The sequence below is a fragment of the Catellatospora sp. NPDC049133 genome (genome assembly GCF_040648455.1).
Taxonomy (GTDB): Bacteria; Actinomycetota; Actinomycetes; order Mycobacteriales; family Micromonosporaceae; genus Catellatospora; species Catellatospora aurea.
Genome location: NZ_JBEZDT010000008.1, coordinates 244,442 through 266,124 on the forward strand (window position 1 = coordinate 244,442; position 21,683 = coordinate 266,124).

The 21,683-nt window shown below is 71.3% G+C and carries 21 protein-coding genes and 1 riboswitch; of the genes, 8 read left to right on the top strand and 13 right to left on the bottom strand.

What is annotated here, in order from left to right; translation table 11 throughout:
* Positions 1-67: 67 nt before the first annotated feature.
* On the top strand, positions 68-1,387 hold the full coding sequence (locus AB0B35_RS11855) for an aminotransferase class V-fold PLP-dependent enzyme (protein ID WP_361043829.1): 1,320 nt from the start codon (positions 68-70) through the stop codon (positions 1,385-1,387).
* On the opposite strand, the gene AB0B35_RS11860 is transcribed toward AB0B35_RS11855, so the two are convergent.
* From AB0B35_RS11860 to mqnE, 6 genes are all read right to left on the bottom strand, one after another.
* Positions 1,380-2,147: an ABC transporter ATP-binding protein gene (locus AB0B35_RS11860; protein WP_361043831.1), complete on the bottom strand. Its 768-nt coding sequence runs from the start codon at positions 2,145-2,147 to the stop codon at positions 1,380-1,382. The two genes, AB0B35_RS11855 and AB0B35_RS11860, sit on opposite strands and share 8 nt — an antisense overlap.
* Positions 2,147-3,175, bottom strand: a complete 1,029-nt coding sequence (locus tag AB0B35_RS11865) for an iron ABC transporter permease (protein WP_361043833.1) — start codon at positions 3,173-3,175, stop codon at positions 2,147-2,149. The genes AB0B35_RS11860 and AB0B35_RS11865 overlap by 1 nt, the downstream gene beginning before the upstream one ends.
* A gap of 1 nt (position 3,176) precedes the next feature.
* Entirely contained in the window at positions 3,177-4,094 is a 918-nt protein-coding gene (locus AB0B35_RS11870) for an ABC transporter substrate-binding protein (protein WP_361043925.1), read from the bottom strand.
* 102 nt (positions 4,095-4,196) lie between these two features.
* Positions 4,197-4,327: riboswitch (cobalamin riboswitch) on the bottom strand.
* 39 nt (positions 4,328-4,366) lie between these two features.
* On the bottom strand, positions 4,367-4,672 hold the full coding sequence (locus AB0B35_RS11875; protein ID WP_361043836.1) for a DUF4229 domain-containing protein: 306 nt from the start codon (positions 4,670-4,672) through the stop codon (positions 4,367-4,369).
* 58 nt (positions 4,673-4,730) lie between these two features.
* Complete coding sequence (locus AB0B35_RS11880) at positions 4,731-5,165, bottom strand: hypothetical protein (protein ID WP_361043838.1); 435 nt, start codon at positions 5,163-5,165, stop codon at positions 4,731-4,733.
* A gap of 3 nt (positions 5,166-5,168) precedes the next feature.
* Positions 5,169-6,338 carry an aminofutalosine synthase MqnE gene (gene mqnE / locus AB0B35_RS11885; RefSeq protein WP_360535513.1) on the bottom strand — a complete coding sequence of 390 codons (1,170 nt, stop codon included), beginning with the start codon at positions 6,336-6,338 and terminating at the stop codon, positions 5,169-5,171.
* 149 nt (positions 6,339-6,487) lie between these two features.
* On the opposite strand from mqnE, the gene AB0B35_RS11890 reads away from it, so the two are divergent.
* On the top strand, positions 6,488-7,879 hold the full coding sequence (locus AB0B35_RS11890) for a C40 family peptidase (protein WP_361043840.1): 1,392 nt from the start codon (positions 6,488-6,490) through the stop codon (positions 7,877-7,879).
* A 423-nt stretch (positions 7,880-8,302) separates the two neighbouring features.
* On the top strand, positions 8,303-9,970 hold the full coding sequence (locus tag AB0B35_RS11895) for a DEAD/DEAH box helicase (protein WP_361043927.1): 1,668 nt from the start codon (positions 8,303-8,305) through the stop codon (positions 9,968-9,970).
* A 73-nt stretch (positions 9,971-10,043) separates the two neighbouring features.
* Here AB0B35_RS11895 and AB0B35_RS11900 read toward each other — a convergent pair whose 3' ends face one another.
* The gene (locus AB0B35_RS11900) at positions 10,044-11,135 is read right to left on the bottom strand and encodes a PLP-dependent cysteine synthase family protein (protein ID WP_361043842.1); all 1,092 of its coding nucleotides are present in this window, start codon (positions 11,133-11,135) and stop codon (positions 10,044-10,046) included.
* Between the two features lie 44 nt (positions 11,136-11,179).
* Positions 11,180-11,629 (bottom strand): Lrp/AsnC family transcriptional regulator, encoded by a 450-nt coding sequence (locus tag AB0B35_RS11905; protein WP_203696163.1) that lies wholly within the window; start codon positions 11,627-11,629, stop codon positions 11,180-11,182.
* Between the two features lie 224 nt (positions 11,630-11,853).
* Between AB0B35_RS11905 and AB0B35_RS11910 the strand changes: the two genes are divergently transcribed.
* Both AB0B35_RS11910 and AB0B35_RS11915 read left to right on the top strand, forming a co-directional pair.
* Positions 11,854-12,123, top strand: a complete 270-nt coding sequence (locus AB0B35_RS11910) for a BldC family transcriptional regulator (protein ID WP_308440668.1) — start codon at positions 11,854-11,856, stop codon at positions 12,121-12,123.
* 208 nt (positions 12,124-12,331) lie between these two features.
* Positions 12,332-13,648: a hypothetical protein gene (locus AB0B35_RS11915; RefSeq protein WP_361043844.1), complete on the top strand. Its 1,317-nt coding sequence runs from the start codon at positions 12,332-12,334 to the stop codon at positions 13,646-13,648.
* A 109-nt stretch (positions 13,649-13,757) separates the two neighbouring features.
* On the opposite strand, the gene AB0B35_RS11920 is transcribed toward AB0B35_RS11915, so the two are convergent.
* On the bottom strand, positions 13,758-14,216 hold the full coding sequence (locus tag AB0B35_RS11920) for an SRPBCC family protein (protein WP_361043846.1): 459 nt from the start codon (positions 14,214-14,216) through the stop codon (positions 13,758-13,760).
* A 58-nt stretch (positions 14,217-14,274) separates the two neighbouring features.
* Between AB0B35_RS11920 and AB0B35_RS11925 the strand changes: the two genes are divergently transcribed.
* Entirely contained in the window at positions 14,275-14,916 is a 642-nt protein-coding gene (locus AB0B35_RS11925) for a UbiX family flavin prenyltransferase (RefSeq protein WP_361043849.1), read from the top strand.
* 55 nt (positions 14,917-14,971) lie between these two features.
* Here the strand turns inward: AB0B35_RS11925 and mqnP are convergent, their stop codons facing one another.
* Both mqnP and AB0B35_RS11935 read right to left on the bottom strand, forming a co-directional pair.
* Positions 14,972-15,886, bottom strand: a complete 915-nt coding sequence (gene mqnP, locus AB0B35_RS11930) for a menaquinone biosynthesis prenyltransferase MqnP (protein ID WP_361043852.1) — start codon at positions 15,884-15,886, stop codon at positions 14,972-14,974.
* Positions 15,883-17,376, bottom strand: a complete 1,494-nt coding sequence (locus tag AB0B35_RS11935; RefSeq protein ID WP_360535499.1) for a menaquinone biosynthesis decarboxylase — start codon at positions 17,374-17,376, stop codon at positions 15,883-15,885. Before AB0B35_RS11935 ends, mqnP begins: the two co-directional genes overlap by 4 nt.
* Positions 17,377-17,478: 102 nt before the next feature.
* Here AB0B35_RS11935 and AB0B35_RS11940 point away from each other — a divergent pair, with 102 nt between their 5' ends.
* A complete protein-coding gene (locus AB0B35_RS11940) occupies positions 17,479-18,309 on the top strand; it encodes a hypothetical protein (protein WP_361043856.1) in 831 nt (276 codons plus the stop codon).
* A gap of 155 nt (positions 18,310-18,464) precedes the next feature.
* Positions 18,465-19,073 carry a GNAT family N-acetyltransferase gene (locus AB0B35_RS11945; protein WP_361043857.1) on the top strand — a complete coding sequence of 203 codons (609 nt, stop codon included), beginning with the start codon at positions 18,465-18,467 and terminating at the stop codon, positions 19,071-19,073.
* A 162-nt stretch (positions 19,074-19,235) separates the two neighbouring features.
* On the opposite strand, the gene ccsB is transcribed toward AB0B35_RS11945, so the two are convergent.
* Both ccsB and AB0B35_RS11955 read right to left on the bottom strand, forming a co-directional pair.
* Positions 19,236-20,234, bottom strand: a complete 999-nt coding sequence (gene ccsB / locus AB0B35_RS11950; RefSeq protein ID WP_361043860.1) for a c-type cytochrome biogenesis protein CcsB — start codon at positions 20,232-20,234, stop codon at positions 19,236-19,238.
* Positions 20,234-21,664 carry a cytochrome c biogenesis protein ResB gene (locus tag AB0B35_RS11955; protein WP_361043930.1) on the bottom strand — a complete coding sequence of 477 codons (1,431 nt, stop codon included), beginning with the start codon at positions 21,662-21,664 and terminating at the stop codon, positions 20,234-20,236. Before AB0B35_RS11955 ends, ccsB begins: the two co-directional genes overlap by 1 nt.
* Positions 21,665-21,683: the final 19 nt, after the last annotated feature.

Consider the following 21,683-nt stretch of genomic DNA (forward strand, 5'->3'; position numbering starts at 1 on the left):
CTCTGGCGTTAGGTTCCAGCCCTGCTACGGATAGCGGACAGGGCGCGGGGCGTGGTCCGATATGCCGATGGGTGAGCTTTCTGTCAGCCGTCGGGGGCTGCTGGGCGGATTGACCGCCACCGCGGCGCTGGGCGCACTGTCGGCATGCGACGGGGATGCCGTCGTCGAGAATCCGCCGCCGGTGTACGCGCCACTGGACCCGAACAGCTGGGACAGCGTCCGGCGACAGTTCCTGCTGGACACGGCCAAGGCGCAGTTCGCCGCCTTCGTGTTCGCCAGCCCGCCGGCCGACGTACGGGCGGCGATCGCGCGGCACCGCGAGGGCCTGGACCGGGACACGGTCGGCTACCTGCACGCCCAGGAGGAGAACGCCCGGCAGCGGCTGCACCTCGCGGCCGGCAAGTACCTCGGCGGATCCGGCGACCACGTCTACTTCACCGACTCGACCACGATGGGCCTCGGCCTGCTCTACGGCGGGATCGCGCTGCGGCCCGGCGACGAGGTGCTGACGACCGAGCACGACTTCTACTCCACGCACGAGTCCCTGCGCCTGCGCGCGGCCCGCGACGGCGTGACGGTCCGCAGGGTGCGGCTGTTCGCCGAGCCCGCCACCGCGAGCGTCGACCAGATCGCGCAGGCCGTCGCGAAGTCGCTCACCCCGGCCACCCGGATCGTCGCGGTGACCTGGGTGCACTCCAGCACCGGGCTGCGGATGCCGATCCGGGCGATCGCCGACGTGCTCGCCGCGCACAACCGCGACCTGCCGCCGGACCGGCGGGCGCTGCTGTGTGTGGACGGGGTGCACGGCTTCGGCGCGGTCGACGCGAGCGCCGTCGACCTGGGCTGCGACTTCCTGGTCTCGGGCTGCCACAAGTGGCTGTTCGGGCCGCGCGGCACGGGGATGATCTGGGGCCGCCCCGAGGCCTGGGCCCGGTTCCGGCCTGCCATCCCCACGTTCGAGCAGGCCGGGTTCGCCAACTGGCTGGGGTTCGACCCGGCGCTGCCCGCGCCGTCGGCGTCGCCGGGCGGCTACCACAACTTCGAGCACCTGTGGGCGCTGGAGCAGGCATTCGACTTCCACGGCGCGCTGACCCGCGCCCGCGTCGCGTCGCGTACGACGGAGCTGGCGACCCGGCTCAAGGAGGGCCTGGCCGACATCGACGGCGTCAAGCTGATCACGCCGAAGTCGGCCGAGCTGTCGGCGGGGCTGGTCTGCTGCGAGCTGGGGTCGATGAGTCCGGCGGCGGCGGTGTCCGTGCTGGCGGCCAAGGACGTCATCACCAGCACGACCCCGTACAACCCGTCCTACCTGCGGTTCGGGACGTCGATCGTGACGAACGAGGCCGACGTGGACCGGGCGCTCGCGGCGGTACGCGAGATCAGTTGACGCGGACCGGGACCACGATCGGGCCGAACTCGCCCGCGATCACCCGCACCCGGGCGCGGTAGTGCAGGGCGAGCAGTTCCTCGGTCAGCACCTGCTCCGGCGGCCCGTCGGCGGCGACCCGGCCCTCGGCCAGCAGCACCAGGCGGTCGGCGTACTCGCCGGCCACGGACAGGTCGTGCATGGTGGCCAGCACGGTCAGCGCGCGGTCCTTGCGCAGCCGGTCGACCAGTTCCAGGACCTCCTGCTGGTGGCCGATGTCCAGGGCCGAGGTGGGCTCGTCGAGCAGCAGCAGCGGCGCGCCCTGGGCCAGCGCGCGGGCCAGGAACACCCGCTGGCGCTCGCCGCCGGACAGCGTCTCCAGCTCACGGCCGATGAACCGGCGCAGCTCCAGGGAGTCGAGCACCCGCTCCACGATGGACAGATCCTGAGCCGACTCGCGGCCCAGCGGGGCGATGTAGGGGGTGCGCCCGAGCAGCACGTAGTCGAGCACCCGCATGCCGGGGGGCACCACGGGCTGCTGGGCGACGGTGGCCACGAGTTGGGCGCGGCGGCGGCGCGGCAGCGCGCTGGTGGGCGCACCGTCGATGATGATCTTCCCGTGGCACGGCACCGCGCCGCCCACGGCCCGCAGCAGGGTCGACTTGCCCGCGCCATTGGGGCCGATCACGGTGACCCACTCGCCGGAGGCCACGGTCAGGTCCACGCCGTGCAGGATCTCGGCGTCGCCCAGGGTCACCCGGACGTCCTCGACGGCCAGCATCAGACGCTCACCCGCCGGGTCGACCGCAGCACCAGGATGAAGAACGGCGCGCCGAAGAACGCGGTGACCACGCCGATCGGCAGCTCGCCCGGGGCGATCAGGGTGCGCGCGGCCAGGTCGGCCAGGGCCAGGAAGGCCGCGCCGAACAGCAGCGACAGCGGCAGGATCGACCGGTACGAACCACCGGCCAGCAGTCGCACCACGTGCGGCACGATGATGCCGACGAAGCCGATCAGCCCCGACACGGCGACCGCGGCGGCGGTGCCCAGCGAGGCCGCGGCCAGCAGGATCAGCCGGGAGCGCTGCGGGTGCAGGCCCAGGCTCGCCGCCTCGGTGTCGCCGACGCCGAGCACGTCCAGCTCCCGGCGCAGGGCCAGCACCACGACCGTGGTGACCAGCGCGTACGGCAGCAGCAGCGTCACCTCGTGCCAGCCGTTGGTGGCCAGCCGCCCGAGCAGCCAGGAGTACACCTCGCGGATGGTGTCCACGTTGCGCTGCAGCAGGTAGGTCTGGATCGCGGCGAGGAAGCTCGACACGGCGACACCGGCCAGGATCAGCGTCGCCGACGAGCGGTCCCGTCCGCCTGCCACCCCGAGCAGGTAGGTGACCACGACCGCGATGCCCGCCCCGGCGAACGCGGCCAGCGGCAGCACCGCCCCGGCCCGGAAGGCGATCGCCATGGTCGCGCCCAGCCCGGCGCCCGCAGCGACACCGAGCAGGTACGGGTCGGCCAGCGGGTTGCGGAAGACGCCCTGATAGCAACCGCCGGCCAGGGACAGCATCGCGCCGACCAGCAGGCCCAGCACCACCCGGGGGAGCCGGAGCTCGGTGATGATGGCAATCTCGCGCTCGTTCAGCCCCGACGGCAGGTCCACGCCGGGGATCAGGTTGAGCAGCTCCGCCGCGACCGAGCCGGGCGGCAGCGTCACCGGGCCCAGGGCGACCCCGGCGACGAGCGCGACCAGCACGGCTCCGATCCCGGCGGCGAGCCACCCGGGACGCAGCCGTGCCGGTCGCAGAGTCGTCACGTCAGGCCGGGACCTTGTTCGCGGCGTCGACGATCGCGCGGATCAGGTCGACGACGCGGGGACCCCAGCGCGAGGCGATGTCGTCGTCCAGCGCGATGACCTGGCCCTTGCTGACCGAGGTCATGCCCGCCCAGCCCGCACGGGCCTTGACGGTGTCCAGGTTCTGCTGGCAGCACTTGGTGTCGGCCAGGAAGATCAGGTCAGGGTTCGACTTGACCAGCGACTCCGCGGTGAGCTGCGGGTAGCCGCTGCCCTTGGTGTCGGCGGCGTCGGCCACGTTCTTCAGGCCGGCCAGCTCGAACAGCGAGCCGATGAACGTCTTCGAGGTCACCGAGTAAAGCGTCGGGTCCAGCTCGTAGTAGTAGGACAGCGGGGTCGCGCGCTTGGGCAGGTCCTTGACCAGCTTGGCGATGTCGTCCTTCATCCGCTGGCTGAGCGCGGCCGCCTCGGCCTTGTGCCCGGTCAGCTCACCCAGCTCGGCGAGCTGCTTGTACGTGTCGTCCAGCGTCACGGCGGCCGGGGCCACGTAAACCGGGATCTTGAGGGTGGTCAGCTGGGCGACCACGTTGTTGGCGTCGGTGCTGAGCACGACCAGGTCGGGGCTCTTGGCGGCGACGGCCTCGGCGTTGGGCTGGAAGCCCGACAGCTCCGTCTTCGGCGCGTTCGCCGGGAAGTTCGAGTTGTCGTCGACGGCGACGACCTGGCCGCCGGCGCCGATCGCGAAGAGCATCTCGGTCGTGGTGGGCGACAGCGAAATGATCTTCACCGGTTGCGCGGGCAGCGTCACCGAGCCGACGGTCACCGGGTACGCCGCGGCGGCGCTCGACGGGGTAGGGGTCGCCGGGTCGTTGGTGGCGCAGGCCCCGAGCGCGGCGACGAGGCCGGCGGCGGCCAGCGCGCCGAGCGCGCGGCGGGACAGGAAACGGGTACGCACTGATCCTCCTATCGGTCGAGGCAGGTCCTTCGCCGACAGGGCCCGATCAGGTGGGGCAGCCCGGTCCGCGAGACGCCCTTCCTCGAGAGCGTGGTTCGCGACTGCCGCAGGCGACCTGGCTCGCCCACCGAGGTGGGATCACAGTTGCGGGACAGCGCCGGGTTCACACCGGCTTCGCTGCGGGACAGTCAGGCGACACGCTAATACACACCCGTGCCGATGCTCACGACGCGGAGTGGAGGATGTGCGCAGGCTCATCACGCCTGGGTCTTGTGGACCTCTTCGGCCTCGGCGGCGGGCACGTCCTCGGTGGGCTCGGTCTCGCCGGCCAGGGCCGCGCGCAGCCGGTCCTTCTCGGCCTTGCGGCGGTCCACCGCGCCCTCGACCTGGGCGGCCACGTCGTCACGCAGGTTGCGCAGCAGGAAATAGCTCGCCGCCGCCGACACCAGGATGGCGATCATCAGCTTGAGCAGCGTGCTCAGGTTCGGCACGAACCACAGCGCGGCGAAGACGGCCAGGAAGAGCATCAGCCTGGCGAGCGTGTACTTGACAGCAGGACTCACCGGTCCAGGGTAGCCGCCGAACCTGCCCGGCCTCGGTCAGCCCCGCGCGAGGGGCCGGTCAGCCCCGTTCGGCGACCACCAGGCCGAGGTGCCACAGCACCGCGTACACCACCGTGGTGACCAGCGCGCCCAGCCCGCCGGAGACCAGCGGCGGCAATCCCGACGCCACGCCTACCGCGAGCACGCCCAGCACGACGGCCACCAGTCCGGCGGCCGGGGCCACGGCGAGCCGCCCGCGGTGGCCCGCGGCCGCCTTGAACTGCTCCACGAAGATGATCGCCGGGAAGATCACCGCGAGCCAGCCGGTGAGGTCACCGAACTCGCCCATGCCGAGCAGGGCGAACAGACCGTCGAAGGCGATCATGCCGAGCACGCTGATGGCGAACCCGGCCAGCGCGTACGCCACCAGGTCGGTGAGCGAGACGATGCGCCCGGACGCGTCCCGCCGCGGGCCCTTGCGCTGCTCCTCGGCCGGGCTCTGCGGATCGGCCACCCGTCAGGCCCAGACCTGCTGCGGCTCGCTGCGCCGCTCGGCCATGCTGACCGGCGCGCCGTACTCCTTGACGACCTGGTAGCGGGTGTCCCGCTCGACCGGGCTGAAGCCCGCGTCCCAGATCAGGTGGAGCAGGTCGTCGCGGTGCATCGTGTTCGGCGTGCCGTACGAGTCCGCGTCGTGCGTGATCTTGTACTCGACGACCGAGCCGTCCAGGTCGTCGACGCCGAAGTTCAGCGACAGCTGCGCCAGCGACAGGCCGTGCATGACCCAGAAGCACTTGATGTGGTCGAAGTTGTCCAGCATCAGCCGGGACACCGCGAACGTCTTGAGCGACTCGGCCGGGCTCGCCATCGTGGTGCGCGCCTGGATCCGGTTGCGGATCTTGCCGTCCGCGCTGTCGTGGAAGTCGTGCTGGTAGCGCAGCGGGATGAAGACGGTGAAGCCGCCGGTCTCGTCCTGCAGCTCGCGCAGGCGCAGCACGTGGTCGACGCGGTGCCGCGGCTCCTCGATGTGGCCGTAGAGCATCGTCGAGGGGGTGCGCAGGCCCTTGCTGTGCGCCAGGCGGTGGATGCGCGACCAGTCCTCCCAGTGGCAGGCGTGGTCGACGATGTGCTGGCGGACCTCCCAGTCGAAGATCTCGGCGCCACCGCCGGTCAGCGACTCCAGGCCCGCCTCCATCAGCTCGTCGAGGATCGCGTCGGCGGTCAGGCCGGAGATCTTCTCGAACCACTGCACCTCGGTCGCGGTGAACGCCTTCAGCTTGACGTTCGGCAGGGCCTGCTTGAGTTCCTTGAGCACGCGCGGGTAGTAGCGCCACGGCAGCGTCGGGTGCAGACCGTTGACGATGTGCAGCTCGGTGAGCTGCTCGTCCTTCATCTCCAGCGCCTTGGCGACGGCCTGCTCCACCCGCATGGTGTAGGCGTCCTTCTCCCCGGGCTTGCGCTGGAAGGAGCAGTAAGCGCAGCTGGCCGAGCAGACGTTCGTCAGGTTCAGGTGCCGGTTGACGTTGAACATCACCCGGTCGCCGTTCTTCTCCGTCCGGACGTGGTGCGCGAGCCGCCCCAGCCAGGCCAGATCGTCACTCGCGTAGAGAGCCTCGCCGTCTTCGCGGCTGAGCCGCTCCCCGGCGTAGACCTTCTGCTCCAGCTCCCGCTTCAAACCCACGTCCATGGCAGTGAGCCTACGACGTGCCGCCGACGTGCCTGCTGCTGCCCTTGACAGCTGCTGTTCAGCTTGACGCCACCGGGACAGAAGGGTCGACAGCGATCCTGATTTCCGGTAGGAACCTTGTGGGACCAACGGGGAGGACGGGGCCAACGATGTCCAAGCGTCGAAGCGGGCAGGCTCGACGGCAGAGCCAGGTCGCGGTGGGCTCGGCTGTTCTCAGCGCGCTCATCGCCGGTGGCATCGCCATGCCCGCGTCCGCCGACCCGCCGATCGGCTCGAAGATCACCTCGATCCCGGACGCCGGCCTGCGCCCCCAGCCCGACGGGCTGCCGACGCTGCCGTTCGGCTCGCTGAGCATGCCCCGCACCCAGCCGCTGACCGCCCACGCCGCGCTGCTGGCGCAGTACAGCGCCGCCGAGCTGGAGCTGTCCGTGCTCGGCGCCCGCCGCAGCGAGCTCTACCAGGCCTACAGCAACTCGGTCGTGGCCAAGGCGATGGCCGACTACGCCTGGCGGGCCACCGCCGACGCGCTGCGGGTGGCCAAGGAGGCCGCCGAGGCCGCAGCCGTCGCCGAATACCAGGCCGCCGTGAAGGCCCCGCCGCGGCTGGGCGACTCGCTCGGCGAGCTGGGTCAGCTGATCCCGCGCACCGAGTCCACGCCGGAGACCGAGGCCGTGCTCAACGACCTCGCCACCGCGCAGCAGGCCGAACGCCAGGCCTACACCGTGCTCACCACGGCCATCACCGCCGAGCAGCAGGCCTCCACGGCGTATTCGGCCGTGGAGAAGGAGTTCAAGCGCAAAGAGGTCGCGTTCCTGGAGCTGAAGCGGCGGCTCGCCGAGCTCCAGTCCGAAGCGGACCGGCTGCGCGAGATCCAGGAGCAGAACCTCGGCAACTACAGCCCCGGCAAGAGCAACGCCGGGCTGGTCGCCGCAGCCAAGGCGCAGAAAGCCGTCCTGTTCGCGCTCAGCCAGCGCGGCAAGCCCTACCGCTGGGGCGACGAGGGTCCGAACACCTACGACTGCTCGGGCCTGATGCTGGCGTCGTACAAGGCCGCCGGGATCACCCTCAACCGGGTCGCCAAGGACCAGTACTACGGCACCCGCCACAAGACCGTGAGCAAGTACGCACTGCTCCCCGGTGACCTGGTCTTCTTCGCCACCGACCCGAACGACTGGCGCACCATCCACCACGTCGGCATGTACCTCGGCGACGGCTGGATGGTCCACTCGCCGCGCACCGGCGACGTGGTGCGGCGCGCGTCGGTCAGCCTCAGCAGCATCGACTTCGCGACCCGGGTTGTCGACGCGGTGCCGGCCCCGAACCAGCCGAACCCGACGCACGGCACCACGCCGTCGCCGACGAAGACCACCTCGCCGAGCCCGACGACCGGCACCTCGCCGTCCAGCTCGCCGAGCGCTCCGGCCAGCCCTTCGCCGTCGCCGAAGCCGCCGGCCGAGTCGCCGTCCCCGCAGCCGCCGGCGGAGAGCCCGAAACCGGCCGAGTCGACGTCGCCGAGCCCCGACCCGGTGCCCGCTGCGTGACACGCGTCACCCCGCTTCATTGGCCTTGCGGGGTGACGCCCACTACACCGTCGTGTTATTCGGGCGGCGGTGGCCGCAAAGCCCGGTACACTCATCGGGTTGTTCTGGGCGCGCTCGGCGCGCTTTTGAGCGTTCCTGCGGGTGACTTGCAGCGGCACGAGGCCGCGCGGCGCGGGGATGCGCCACCCGAGAGGTTTCGCTTTGACTATGCACGACCCTGCCCTGTTCCCGTCCGTCTTCGAGATCAACATTGATACCGAGGGCAAGGCCGCGGCCGCGAAGGCCGCCGCCCAGACGGCCGCCGCAGCGGCGACCACCACCACCGACACCGTCACGGACGTCGTCGAGGCCGCGGACACCGCCGCCGACGAGGCCGTCACGGAGCACCTCCCGAGCTTCGCCGAGCTCGGCCTGCCGCGCGCCATGGTGCGCGAGCTGACCCGGGCCGGCATCACCCAGCCCTTCGAGATCCAGGCCGCCACCCTGCCGGACGCGCTGGCCGGACGCGACGTGCTCGGCCGTGGCCAGACCGGCTCCGGCAAGACCCTCGCTTTCGGACTGCCGCTGCTGGCGCGCATCGCCGAGGGCAAGCCGGCCCGCCCGCACCACCCCAAGGCCCTGATCCTGGTGCCCACGCGCGAGCTGGCCATGCAGGTCGCGGACGCGCTGCGCCCGCTGGCCAAGGCGATGGAGCTGTACACCGGCACCGCGGTCGGCGGCGTGCCGTACGACCGGCAGATCCTGGGCCTGCAGCGCGGGCTCGACGTGATGATCGCCACCCCGGGCCGCCTCGGCGACCTGATCCAGCGCGGCGCCTGCGCGCTGGACGACATCGAGGTCACCGTCCTGGACGAGGCCGACCAGATGGCCGACATGGGCTTCCTGCCCGACGTCACCGAGCTGATGGCCAAGACCCCGGCCGGCGGCCAGCGCCTGCTGTTCTCGGCCACTCTCGACGGTGACGTGGACACGCTGGTCAAGCGGTTCCTGAACAACCCGGTGACGCACTCGACCGCCCCCGCGGAGGCGTCGGTGTCCACCATGGACCACATGATGCTGCTGATCCCGCCGCAGGAGAAGTTCAAGGTCACCGCGGCGATCGCGAACCGTCCGGGTCGGACGATCATGTTCGCGCGCACCCAGATGGGCGTGGACCGCCTGGTCGAGCAGCTGCGCGAGGTCGGCGTCCGGGCCGGCGGCCTGCACGGCGGCAAGACCCAGAGCGTGCGTACGCGCACCCTGGCGCAGTTCAAGGAGGGCCGGATGAGCGTCCTCGTCGCCACCGACGTCGCCGCCCGCGGCATCCACGTCGACGGCGTCTCGCTCGTCGTGCACATCGACCCGCCGAAGGACCCCAAGGACTACCTGCACCGGGCCGGCCGCACCGCCCGAGCCGGCGAGTCGGGCGCGGTGGCCACGCTGGTGCTGCCCAAGCAGCGCCGCTCCACCATCTCGATGATGGAGAAGGCCGGCGTGGCCAAGCCCGCCGAGCACCGGCTGCGCGTCGACGACCCGAAGCTGGTCGAGCTGACCGGCGCCCAGGAGCCGTCCGGCCGTCCCGTGGTGGACGAGCCGGAGCCGCGCTTCCAGCGGGGCGGCCAGCGCCGCGACGGTGGACGGGGCTACGGCGACCGCGGCCCGCGCCAGTACGGCGACCGCCCGTTCCGCGAGCGCTCGTACGGCGACCGCCCGCAGGGTGACCGCCCGTTCCGCGAGCGCACCTACGGTGACCGTCCCCAGGGCGACCGGCCGCAGGGTGACCGGCCGTTCCGCGAGCGTTCCTACGGGGACCGCCCCCAGGGCGACCGCCCGTTCCGCGAGCGCTCCTACGGTGACCGCCCCCAGGGCGACCGGCCGCAGGGCGACCGCCCGTTCCGGGGCGAGCGTTCGTTCGGCGACCGCCCCCAGGGCGACCGGCCGTTCCGGGGCGACCGCCCGCAGGGTGACCGGCCGTTCCGGGGCGACCGCCCGCAGGGTGACCGCCCGTTCCGGGGCGACCGTCCCCAGGGTGACCGGCCGTTCCGCGAGCGCACCTACGGCGACCGCCCCCAGGGTGAGCGCTCGTACGGCGACCGCCGCAACGCCGGCTGACCTGTAGCAACCTCGAAGGGCCCCGGTCCACCGCAATCGCGGCGGGCCGGGGCCCTTCGGTTTGGCGTCCCGCTCACTCCTGCCAGGTGCCGGTGGCCAGGAAGGTGCGCACTGTGGCCAGCGCCTCGGTGAGGTCGAGGTTCTGGTCCTTGAGCCACGTGTTGTCGTAGTAGGTGTGCGCGTACCGCTCGCCGCCGTCGCACAGCAGGGTGACCACGGACCCCCGCTCGCTGCGGGCCAGCATCCCGGCGATCAGCCCGAACGCTCCCCACAGGTTGGTGCCGGTCGAGCCGCCCACCCGGCGGCCCAGCACCTCGGAGGCGACCCGCATGGCGGCCAGCGAGCCCGCGTCGGGCACCCGGACCATGCGGTCCACCACGTGGGGCTGGAACGACGCCTCGACCCGGGGCCGACCGATGCCCTCGATCCGCGAGCCCTTGCCGGTCGTCACCGACACGTCGCCGGACTCGTACGACGGGTAGAAGGCGGAGTTCTCCGGGTCGACGACGAGGATCTTCGTGCAGTGCCGCTGGTAGCGGACGTACCGGCCGATGGTGGCGGAGGTGCCGCCGGTGCCCGCGCCGATCACGATCCAGTTCGGCACCGGGTGCCGCTCCAGCTCCATCTGCTGGAAGATCGACTCGGCGATGTTGTTGTTGCCGCGCCAGTCGGTGGCCCGCTCCGCGTAGGTGAACTGGTCCATGAAGTGCCCGCCGCGGTCCTCGGCCAGCCACCGCGCCTCGACCACGACCTGGGCCGGATCGCTGACCAGGTGGCACTCGCCGCCCTGGAACTCGATCAGCTCGATCTTCTCCTTGCTGGTGGAGGCCGGCATCACCGCGATGAACGGCAGCCCCAGCATGCGGGCGAAATACGCCTCGGAGACCGCGGTCGAGCCCGAGGACGCCTCCACCACCGTCGTGTCGGGCCGGATCCAGCCGTTGCACAGCGCGTAGAGGAACAGCGAGCGGGCCAGCCGGTGCTTGAGCGAGCCGGTGGGGTGCACCGACTCGTCCTTGAGGTAGAGGTCGATGCCCCAGTACGGGGGCAGCGGAAACGGCAGCAGGTGCGTGTCGGCGCTGCGGTTGGCGTCCGCGACGACCTTGCCGATCGCGTCCGTCACCCAGACGCGGTCGTTGTCCGAACACCGATCAAGCTGCTCCATGCCCCGGACCGTAGCACCAAACGAACGCTGGTCAGCAGGTCCGGTCAGCTCATCAGCGGCCGGGGACGGCCCTCGAAGGTGGTGGACAGCGCGATGGCGGTGCGGGTGCGCGCCACACCGCGGGTGCGCGACAACTGGACGATCAACTGCTCCAGCTCCGCGATGGTGCCGACCCTGGCCTTGACGAGGTACGACTCCTCGCCGGCCATGAAGTAGCAGGACTCGATCTGCTCCAGCCCCTGCAGGGCCGCGGAGACGTCCTCCATGTCGACGGCCGGGTCGGCGACGATGCCGATCAGCGCGGTGACGCCGAGGTCGATGGAGCTGGGCTCGACGTCGGCGTGGTAGCCGCGGATCACCCCGGAGGCCTCCAGCTTGCCGACTCGGTCGTGCACGGCCGGCGCGGAGAGGCCGACCTGGCGCGCGAGCTCCGCGTACGAGAGGCGGGCGTTGTTGCGCAGCAGGTCAAGCAGGTTGCGGTCGATCGCGTCCACACAGAGCACCTTAGAGGCAGTTTCTTCCAGAGTGGGCACGGAGGGGCGCATCTTCGGGCAATATACGAATGAGGTTCGCAACATATGGATGCGAACCCCCCAAAAGGTGCGTACGACCATTTTAGGGACGCCTGCTAGTGATGGTGCTCTAATTGGGCGTACGTCCCAGCGGAGGCGGCAACCGGGTGCGCCCGAACCAACTCCGTCGACGCAAGGAGGTGGGCGTGGACACAGGAGATCGCCTGTTGACACCTGGCGAGGTGGCCGCGCTGTTCCGGGTCGACCCAAAGACGGTGACCAGGTGGGCAGCGGCCGGACGCATCGGCAGCATTCGCACGCCGGGCGGCCACCGCCGGTTCCGCGAGTCGGAGGTGCGGGCACTGCTTGAGGGCGAGGGCGAGTTCGACGAGGACAACCCCCCGGGCAGCCCGGCACCGCAACCCGGAGCCGGCGCGGCACCGCGGGCGGCGGGCAGCCGGCCGGGCGGATACTGACCCCGGGCGCGGTCCCACCAGGACAACTACCGAGCGGTACGCCACGGCGGTCCAGATGGTCGTACCCTCATCAGCGGCGCTGACCCGGCGCCAGGAACACGGCACGTCCCGGCGCTCGCCTCCCGCCTGCGGGAAGGGACTCACCACGTTCCTTGAACGGGCCACCGAACCGTGTGGCCCGTGCCGGACCCGAGGATCGAGTCGCCGCATGCCCACCAACCGGCGCGCCGCCCAGCTGCTGGCCGCGACGTGCTCGGCGTTGACCGAGACCATCCGGCGGCACATGCCCGCCGGACCCTACCGGGACTTCACCGCGTGGGCATACTCGGCGGAGAATCCCCGGCGGCACGAATACCTCCAGAGCACCGGCGTCATCCAGCTCGTCACCATGAACACCCGGATGCTCACCGGGCTGGTTGAGGAGGACGACTGGCCCGCCATGCTCCACCATGCCGGCCGCATGAACGCCTACCAGGTGTTCGAGGTGGTCTCCGACGACCTCGCCATCGGCCTGGGCCACCCGGTGCTCGACGCCGCCCAGACCCGCCGGCTCGACCTGATCGGCGCGCTCAACCGGGCCATGCTCCAGGCACTGGCCCCCGGCCGGAACACCCCGGCCATGCTGCTGCTGTCCGGACCGGCACGCGACGCCGCCCGGCACGCCTCCGGCTTCGAGCAGAGCCTGGTCAAGAGCAAACGCGCGGGCATGGCCGAGGACTACGCCCGCCACGTCGGGGCCGACGCGCCGCTGCTGCAGGACGTCGAGTACGGCCTGTGGGCCGCGCTCGTGGCCAACGTCGAGAGCTGCCGCGACCTGGTGGACGGCATCGACGGCACGCCCACCGCCTCCCTGGTGCGCCAGGGCCTCGCCGACCGCTACCGGGCCGTCGAGCGCACGCTGCGCGCCGAGCACTTGTCCCGGCTCGACCTGGCGGCACTCGGCGGCCAGAGCATCCTCGTCCTGCCGACCCTGGCCTACTTCGTCTGCGTGCTCAACGACCTGCTGGCCCCGGTTGCTGTACACCGCGCGGTGCTCGCCGACGGCACCCTCAGCGACGTGCTCTCCGACGCCGCCCTGCTGGTACGCCTCCAGAACGACCTCGGTACCCGCCTGCTGCGCATGCCCCCCGTTCAGCAGCACGCTCTCATCAACCGCATCGCACGCACCTGCGACACCGACGGCCGCGACACCGCCGAAGCCGCCCTGGACCAGCTCGCCGCCGACCCCGACGCCGCCTTCAACCGCCTGCAGAAGGACATCGTCAACGGCGAGGCCAACGTCGCCCTCTGGCACGCCCGCCGAGCCCCCGACGCCACCAGCGCCCTGACCGCCCTCGCCGACAGCCTCACCTACCACGCCGGCCTCTACGGACTGCACAGCGCCCGCCTGGCCGCCGGCCTCGCGGCCCTCGACGCCCGCCTCCCCGACCGCCGCGCCACCACCCTCATCGACCGCTTCGTCCGCTTCCACGAACACATGTACTCCCACGCCCACACCAACCCCCTCGGCGAATACGCCATCTGACCCCCGCCCCGCCCCAGGCGGCGATCTTGCGTGGGCTGTGGGGACGACACGCGCAAAACGACCACAAGGGCAACAGTTCGCGCAAGATCGTCGCGATCATGGGGCGGGGTCAGGGGGTGGTGGCGGATTCGATGAGGGCGGGGACGCGGCGGAAGTAGCGGCGGGCCAGGAGGGAAAGGAGGGGGTTGAGGAGGGGGCCGAAGCGGGCCCAGGGGCGGGCTGCGGCGATCTCGGCGACCAGGTTGAAGCGGGTGCGGTCGGGGGTGAGGGGCGACCACTCGTAGTGGGCGGTGTAGGGCAGGGGGCCGCTGCGGACCATGATCGTCTGGCGGTACGGCGGGTCCTGGGCGGTCACCTCGATGCGGGTCTGATGCCGCACCCGGAGCAGGGTCGCGTCCAGCTCGTAGAAGGTGCCGACACCGCCGTCGCCGATCCGGCGCGACGAGTGGATGCCGCTCCACCACTGCTGATCGTTGCGAACATCGGACAGGTACGCGAAGACCTGGGCGACAGGCCGGTCGACCACGATCTCGACCGCGATCCGGACGCCAGCCGACTGGGCTGCCATGCGCTGAGGCTAGGCAGCCGTGTCCAGCCGGTCAACGGACCCGGCTAGTGTCATCGGTGTGTCTGCCGATGTCGCGCCGCGTACGCCCTGGGTGCTGGGGGTGTCGGGGGCTTCCGGGACGCCGTACGCCGCAGCCGTGCTGCGCGGGTTGTGCGCGGCGGGGGAGGCGGTCGACCTGGTCGTGTCCCGGGCGGCCCGGCTGACCATCCTCGACGAGACCGGGCACGCGTTCCGGGACGCGCACTGGCGCGAGGACCTGGCCACCTGGCTGGATACCCCGCTCGACGACGCCGACCTGCGCTACTGGCCCGCCGGCGACCTCGCGGCGGGACCGAGCAGCGGCTCGTACCGGGCCAAGGGCATGATCGTCGTCCCGGCCTCGACGGCGGCGTGCGCGGGCATCGCGCTCGGCCTGTCCAAGGACCTGCTGCAGCGGGCGGCCGAGGTGAACCTCAAGGAGCGCCGCCCGGTGGTGATCGTGCCCCGGGAGACCCCGGTGACCCGCAGCCACCTGCTGCACCTGGTCGAACTCATCGACTCCGGCGCGGTGGTCCTCCCGGCCAGCCCCGGCTTCTACGGCAGCGGCGCGAAAGCCCACGCCCAGCAACTCATCGACTTCGTCGCCGGCAAAGTCCTCGACACCGTCGCCGTCCCCCACACCCTCCTCACCCGCTGGACCGGCCACCTCGGCCACCGATGACCCGCCGCCCCGCGACTCTTTAAGAGTTGCGGCAGGTGGGGGGCGCGGGGGTGGGTCAGAGCCAGAGGGCGAGGATGGCGAAGACGAACAGGGCGATGCCGACGAAGCCGTTGGCGGTGAAGAAGGCCCGGTTGACTTTGGACAGGTCGGTGGGGGTCACGATGACGTGCTGGTAGGCGAAGGCACCCGCGGTCAGGGCAAGGCCGATCCACCAGGGCCAGGCCAGGCCGACCCATACGCCGAACCAAACGAACAGCGCGAACGTCACCACGTGGGTGAGCGTGGAGATCAGCAGCGCGTTGCGCACGCCGTACCGGGCGGGCACGCTGCGCACGCCGATCTGCCGGTCCACCTCGGCGTCCTGGCAGGCGTAGATCAGGTCGAAGCCGCCGATCCACAGCCCCACGGCGAGGCCGAGCAGCCAGGCCGGGCCGGACCCGGCGAAGGTCCCGGTGACCGCGAGCCAGGCCCCGATCGGCCCGACCGCCTGCGCCAGCGCCAGGATCGCGTGCGGCCAGTCGGTGAAGCGCTTGCCGTACGGGTACAGCACCAGCGGCACCACGGCCAGCGGCGCGAGCAGTGCGCACAGCGGGTTGAGGGCGAGCGCCGCGCCCATGAACACGACCAGTGCCACGGCCGCGCCGAGCCAGGCCGTGCGCACGCTCACCGCGCCGGTGACCAGTTCACGCTGCGCGGTACGCGGATTGCGCGCGTCGATGTGCCGGTCGATGATCCGGTTCGCGGCCATCGCGAAGGTGCGCGCCCCGACCATCGCGATCGTGATCAGCAGCAGCACGAGCCAGTCGATCCGGCCGAGCGTGCGGTCCATCGCGACCAGCGCGGACAGGTACGCGAACGGCAGCGCGAACACGGAGTGCTCGATCGCGACCAGCTTCAGGAACGCCTTGACCCGGCCCGGCTCCTTGAGCTCGGCGCCGGGCGCGGCGACATCGCGCGACGCGGTGCTCACTTGCCCCAACCCTTCCGCGACGGGCTCTCCGGGAACCCGTACTCCTTCCACCGCTTGTCGACCTTCGCGACGATCTCGGGGGCCATCCGCATCTCCTCCGGCCAGCCGCGGGTGTAACCCTCGGTGGGCAGCTTGCGGGTGGCGTCGACGCCGGCCTTGCCGCCCCAGAACTGCTGGTACGACGCGTGGTCGAGGTGGTCCACCGGCCCTTGGGTCAGCACCAGGTCGTGCGCGTAGTCCACGTTGCCGAAGGCGCGGAACGCGACCTCCTGCAGATCGCGCGGGTCGCAGTCGTCGTCGACGACCACGATCAGCTTGGTGAGGCTGAGCAGGTGCGCGCCCCAGACGGCGCTCATCACCTTCTGCGCGTGCTTCGGGTACCGCTTGTTGATCGCGACCACCAGGCAGTTGTGGAACACGCCCGCCTCGGGCATGTGGTAGTCCACGATGTCCGGCACCAGGATCTTGATGAGCGGCAGGAAGATGCGCTCGGTGGCCAGGCCGATCGGCCCGTCCTCCTGCGGCGGCTTGCTGGTGATGATCGAGTGGTAGATCGGGTCGCGGCGCATCGTCATGCACTCGACGTGCATGACCGGGAACGGCTCGACGGGCGTGTAGAAGCCGGTGTGGTCGCCGAACGGGCCCTCCGGCAGCCGCTCGCCCGGCTCGACCCAGCCCTCCAGGATCACGTTGGCGGTCGCGGGCACCTGCAGCGGCACGGTCAAGCAGTCGACCAGCTCGACCCGCTCTCCGCGCAGGAACCCGGCGAACAGGTACTCGTCGATGTCACCGGGCAGCGGCGCGCTCGCCGAGTACGACACCACCGGGTCCGCGCCGAACGCGATCGCGACCGGCAGCCGCTCGCCGCGGCGCTCGGCCACGGCGTGGTGGGCGGTCGAATCCTTGTGGATCTGCCAGTGCATGCCGACGCTGTTGTGCGAGTGCTGCTGCAGCCGGTAAAGGCCAAGGTTGCGCTTCCCGGTTTCCGGGTGCTTGGTATGGGTCAAACCGTAGTTGTGGTAGATGCCGCCGTCGCCGGGCCACATGACGAGGCCGGGCAGCATGTTCAGGTCGACCTCGTCGCCCTTGAGCACGACCTCCTGGCAGGGCGCGCTCCTGACCTTCTTCGGCGGCAGCGACTTGAGCTGCATGATCTTGCCAAGGCCGTCCATCATGCCGCTGAACCCCTGCGGCAGCTCCGGCTTGGCCAGCTCGCCGATGCGGGCCCCGATCTCGTCGAAGTCCTGCACTCCCAGCGCCATCGCCATGCGGCGGTCGCTGCCGAAGATGTTGATCGCGAGCGGCATCACGCCGCGGGTCGGCTTCTCGAACAGCAACGCCGGGCCCTTGGCCCGCACGGTACGGGTGACGATCTCGCTGATCTCCAGCGTCGGATCGACAGGGGTGGTGACCCGGTGCAACTCGCCGGCCCGCTCCAGCGCGCCGAGAAAGCCCTGCAGGTCGTCGAACGGGAAACGCGGTGCCGCCATGCTGGCATCCTCGCATCCGCCCCGTCACTCCGCCGGGGAGGGGCGAGGCGCTGCGGCGTACGCCATCGTCACTCCGGCCCGTCCCGCCCGGTTGACCCGGATGTGAACCCCCGCTTCGCCAGGATCCTGGCGGCTGCGCTGCTGGCGCTCGCCGCCGGATGCACCCCCGGGACCGGCGCCGGCACCCTGCCCGACTGTCCCACCGGCCGTCCCGCCTCCACCAGCGCGCCCACCGGACCGGCCGGCCTGGCCGCCCCGGGTGCCTGCCGCTCGCGCGCCACCGTGGTGCAGCCCGTCGCGGCCGCGGTGCCCAGCCCCGGCTACCACCACCTCGGTGCGACGACGCGGGGACGCTGGTCGGGCGTGCTCGGCCGGATCGAGGTCGGCGACGCCGGGGTGCGGCAGGGCACGTACGACTTCGTCGCGGCCCGGTTCATGGCCAAGGCGGGCCGCGGCGCCGAGCAGGCGTGGCTGGAGGTCGGCTGGACCGAGACCGGCTGGTCCGGCAATGCCCGCCAGCGCGTCTACACCTACGACACGGCCACCCGCGCCTGGGCCTTCTACGACCAGTACGCGGTCTCCCCCGGCGACAAGCTGTGGCTGCACCTGCAGACCGAAGCCGGCGGCGAGCAGCCGTCCTGGCAGGCCTGGCTGTGGTGGGGCGAGCGCTGGAACCTGCTCACCAGCCGCCCGCTGCCGCTGTCCGGCCAGGCCGAGATCGAGCAGTACGTCGAGGTCCACGCCGACCCCGCCGACCCCGGCACGGTCACCATCCCCCGGCTCGCGATCGACAACGTCCAGCTCAAGACCTCCCCCGACGCCGGCCTGCGCCCCTGGAACGCCGAAGTCCCCACCAGCCCCGGCGCCGACTTCGCCACCTACTGCCTCGACTGGCTGCGCCCCTACACCTCATGGACCACCACCACCTGCTGACCGGGCAAGGAAGGGCACCTTCTTAACGCTCCGCGTTATAGAAGGTGCCCTTATTAACGTCTCAGGGCTTTGAGCAGGGCAGGTGCGAGTCGCGACGGCTGGTGCCGTGAACCACGGGGCGACGCCACGGGTCGGCTGCGCTAGCCTTCGGCCTCGTGCGGATCGTCACCTTCTCCGAGCGGGAGACGCCGGCCGAGCTGCGGGCACAGGTGCTGGCACTGCAAGCACAGGCCTGGCCGCCTGACACCGGTGCCAGTGCCGCGTCCGATGCCGGGGGCGGCAGCGGACCCGGTGCCGGCGACGACTGGCATGATCCGGAACTCGACCCCGTGGCGATGCTGCTGGTCGATGACGCCGGCGTGGTGCTCGCGGGCCTCGATCTGTTGTCCAAGGAGATCCGCCACGACGGTCGGAGCTTCAAGGCCCGAGGGCTCAGCAGGGTCGTCACCGGGGTGGCGTACCGCGGCCGGGGATACGGCCGCCGGCTGGTGGCCCACGCGCGCGAGACGATCCGTCTCAGCGGTGCTGACCTGGGCATCTTCACCTGTGACCGGGAGCTGCAGAGCTTCTACGAGAGTGCCGGCTGGCAGTTGGTGCCGGGCGCGGTGCTGGTGGGTGGCACCCCCGACGATCCCTTCGCCAGCGACCTGTTCGACAAGGTCACCATGGCGGGCTTCTTCTCGGCGGCCGCACGGCGGCACACGGAGTCGTTCACCGGGGCCCGCATCGCACTGCACCCTGGCCTCATCGACCGCCTCTGGTGACCGCCGCCCGCCACAACGCCCAACCCCGCCACCGCCGGGGCGGCCCCGGTCCTCGCCGGAAGTCCTAGCAACGTCCCAGCTCAACAGGGCTCAGAGGTTAAGAAGGGCACCTTCTTTAACGCGGAGCGTTAAGAAGGTGCCCTTCCTTTGTTCGCAAGGGGGTCAGACGCCGCCGTAGGAGTGCAGGCCGGTGAAGAAGATGTTGACGCCGAACAGGTTCATCATCATCGTCAGGAAGCCGATCACCGCGATCCAGGCCGCGGTGGAGCGCTTGATGCTCGGGGTGGCCCGGGCGTGCAGGTAACCCGCGTAGACGACCCAGGAGATGAACGCCCAGACCTCCTTCGGGTCCCAGCCCCAGTACCGGCCCCAGGCGACCTCGGCCCAGATCGCGCCCGCGGTGACGCCGAACGTCCAGATCGGGAACGCGAAGGCGTGCAGCCGGAAGGAGAGCCGCTCGACGGCCTCGGCGTTGGCCAGGCGGCCGCCGAAGGCGTACAGGAAGCCGCGCTTGCCGTTGTCGTAGCCGGTCCGGACCAGGTACATGATCGACGCCGCGCCGGCGACCATGAACAGGCTGGACGAGGTGATGACCGCGCCGATGTGGATACCGAACCAGTACGAGTCCAGCGCCGGGACCAGCGGCCCGACCGGCGTGTAGAGGATCATGCCGGCGACGCCGACGAGCAGCACCTCGAACAGCATCACGAACAGGCCGAGGTGGCGCACCTGCCGCTGGAAGAACAGCGTGCCCAGCCAGATGACGCTGCCCAGCGCCGTGATCGACAGCACGAACTCGTACATGTTGCCGAACGGCAGCCGCTCGGCGGCGATACCGCGGGTCACCACGGTGACCACGTGCGCGACCGCACCGAGGATCGTCGCGCCGACCGCGGCGGGCCCGAGCCACGCGGCGCGCGACCGGCCACCGGCAGCGGAGGAAGGCTCGTCGACGGCGGGGGCCGCGTAGGCGTGCGGGGCCTTCTCGACGACCGGTGCGCCCGCGCCGACGAGTTCCCTCGCCGGGGCGGCGGCGGGTGCGGCGGCCGCGTTCGCGATCCGGCCGCGGGTGCCGAACGCGTACTCGCCCGCGTGCAGCAGCATCGCGACCAGGTACGACAGCAGGGTGACGACCAGAAGGCCGTCGGACAGTTCTGCCACTACCGTTGCCACCTCTCGACCAGGGAACGGAACTCGTCTTCGAAACCGGGGTACTCGGTGCGGGGCAGGCCGCCCGCCTCGGCGGTGCCGTCGGCGCGCAGCCGCAGCCAGACCCGGCGGCGCTTGCCGTACAGCGACAGCGGCAGGCCGACCAGCAGCAGGACCGCGCCGGCGAGCACGATCGGCTCGCCCGGGTCGTGCCGGATGGACACCGTGATCCACTGCCGGGTGCCGACGAACTCGAGCTTGCTGCCGTCCGGCAGGGTCCACGTCTCGCCGCGCCGCATCAGCTTCGGCTCGCCGTACTTCTTCAGCCGTCCCGCGTCCAGCTGGCGCTGGTCGAGGTCGTAGACCGAACTCGGGATGCCCGCGTCCAGCCCGAGGTCACCGCGGTACGCGGTGAGCATGAGCGCGGGGTTGCGCTCCTCCGGGTGGTCCGAGCGCAGGTACGGCGGCCCGTCCTTGGTCGGCAGGTAAATGCCGGAGAACGCCATCTGCTTCGTCTTGTCGCTGCCGTTGGCGTCCGGGAACGCGGCCACGCCCTCACTGGTCAGCGTCGGGTCGGTGTACGGGAACGGCGACACCGTCTCCTGGGTCACCCCGGCCGCGTCGGTGTAGCGCAGCACCGGGGCGTACCCGTGGCCGAGCAGGTACACGTTCGCGCCGTCCAGGCGCAGCGGGTGGTTCACGCTGAACGTGTGCCGGCCCAGGTCGCCGTGCGCGGAGTCGGTCGCGGCCACGTCGGCGGCGAACGAGATCGGCATGCCGTCCGCGCGGTACTCGGCGCGGAAGTCGGTGAGTTCGAGGCAGAAGTCGGGCAGGTCGCCCGCGCCTACCTGCGGGCCGAGCCCGAAGTCGTCGTACTGCTGCACGGTGTTGCAGAAGACCTGCTCCGGTCCGGCGACGATGAGCCGCCCGGCGTGCCAGCCCCACTGTGAGCCGAGCCCGACGCCGATCAGGATGACCAGCAGCGAGCTGTGGAACAGCAGGTTGCCGGCCTCCTTCAGGTAACCCTTCTCGGCGGCCAGGGTGACCGTGCCGTCGGCCTGCTCGCGGCGTACGGTCCGCCAGCCGCGCAGCGCGGCCTTCGCCGCCGCCTCGTCGACGGGCTGGTCGAGCTTGGCCGCCTGCGGGAGGCGGTTGAAATACTTGGGCGCGTCCGGCGGCGCGGTGCGCAGCGCCTTCGCGTGGTCGCGCAGGCGCGGGGTGATGCAGCCGATCAGCGAGGTGAACAGCAGCAGATAGATCGCGGCGAACCAGGGCGAGGCGTACACGTCGAAGCCCCACAGCCGGTCCAGCACGGGCGCGAGCTTCGGGTTGGCGGCGTAGAAGCCCTGCACGTCCTCGACCTTGACCGCGCGCTGCGGCAGGACCGACCCGGGGATCGCCGCGACGGCCAGCAGGAACAACAGCATCAGCGCGGTGCGCATGCTGGTCAGCTGCCGCCAC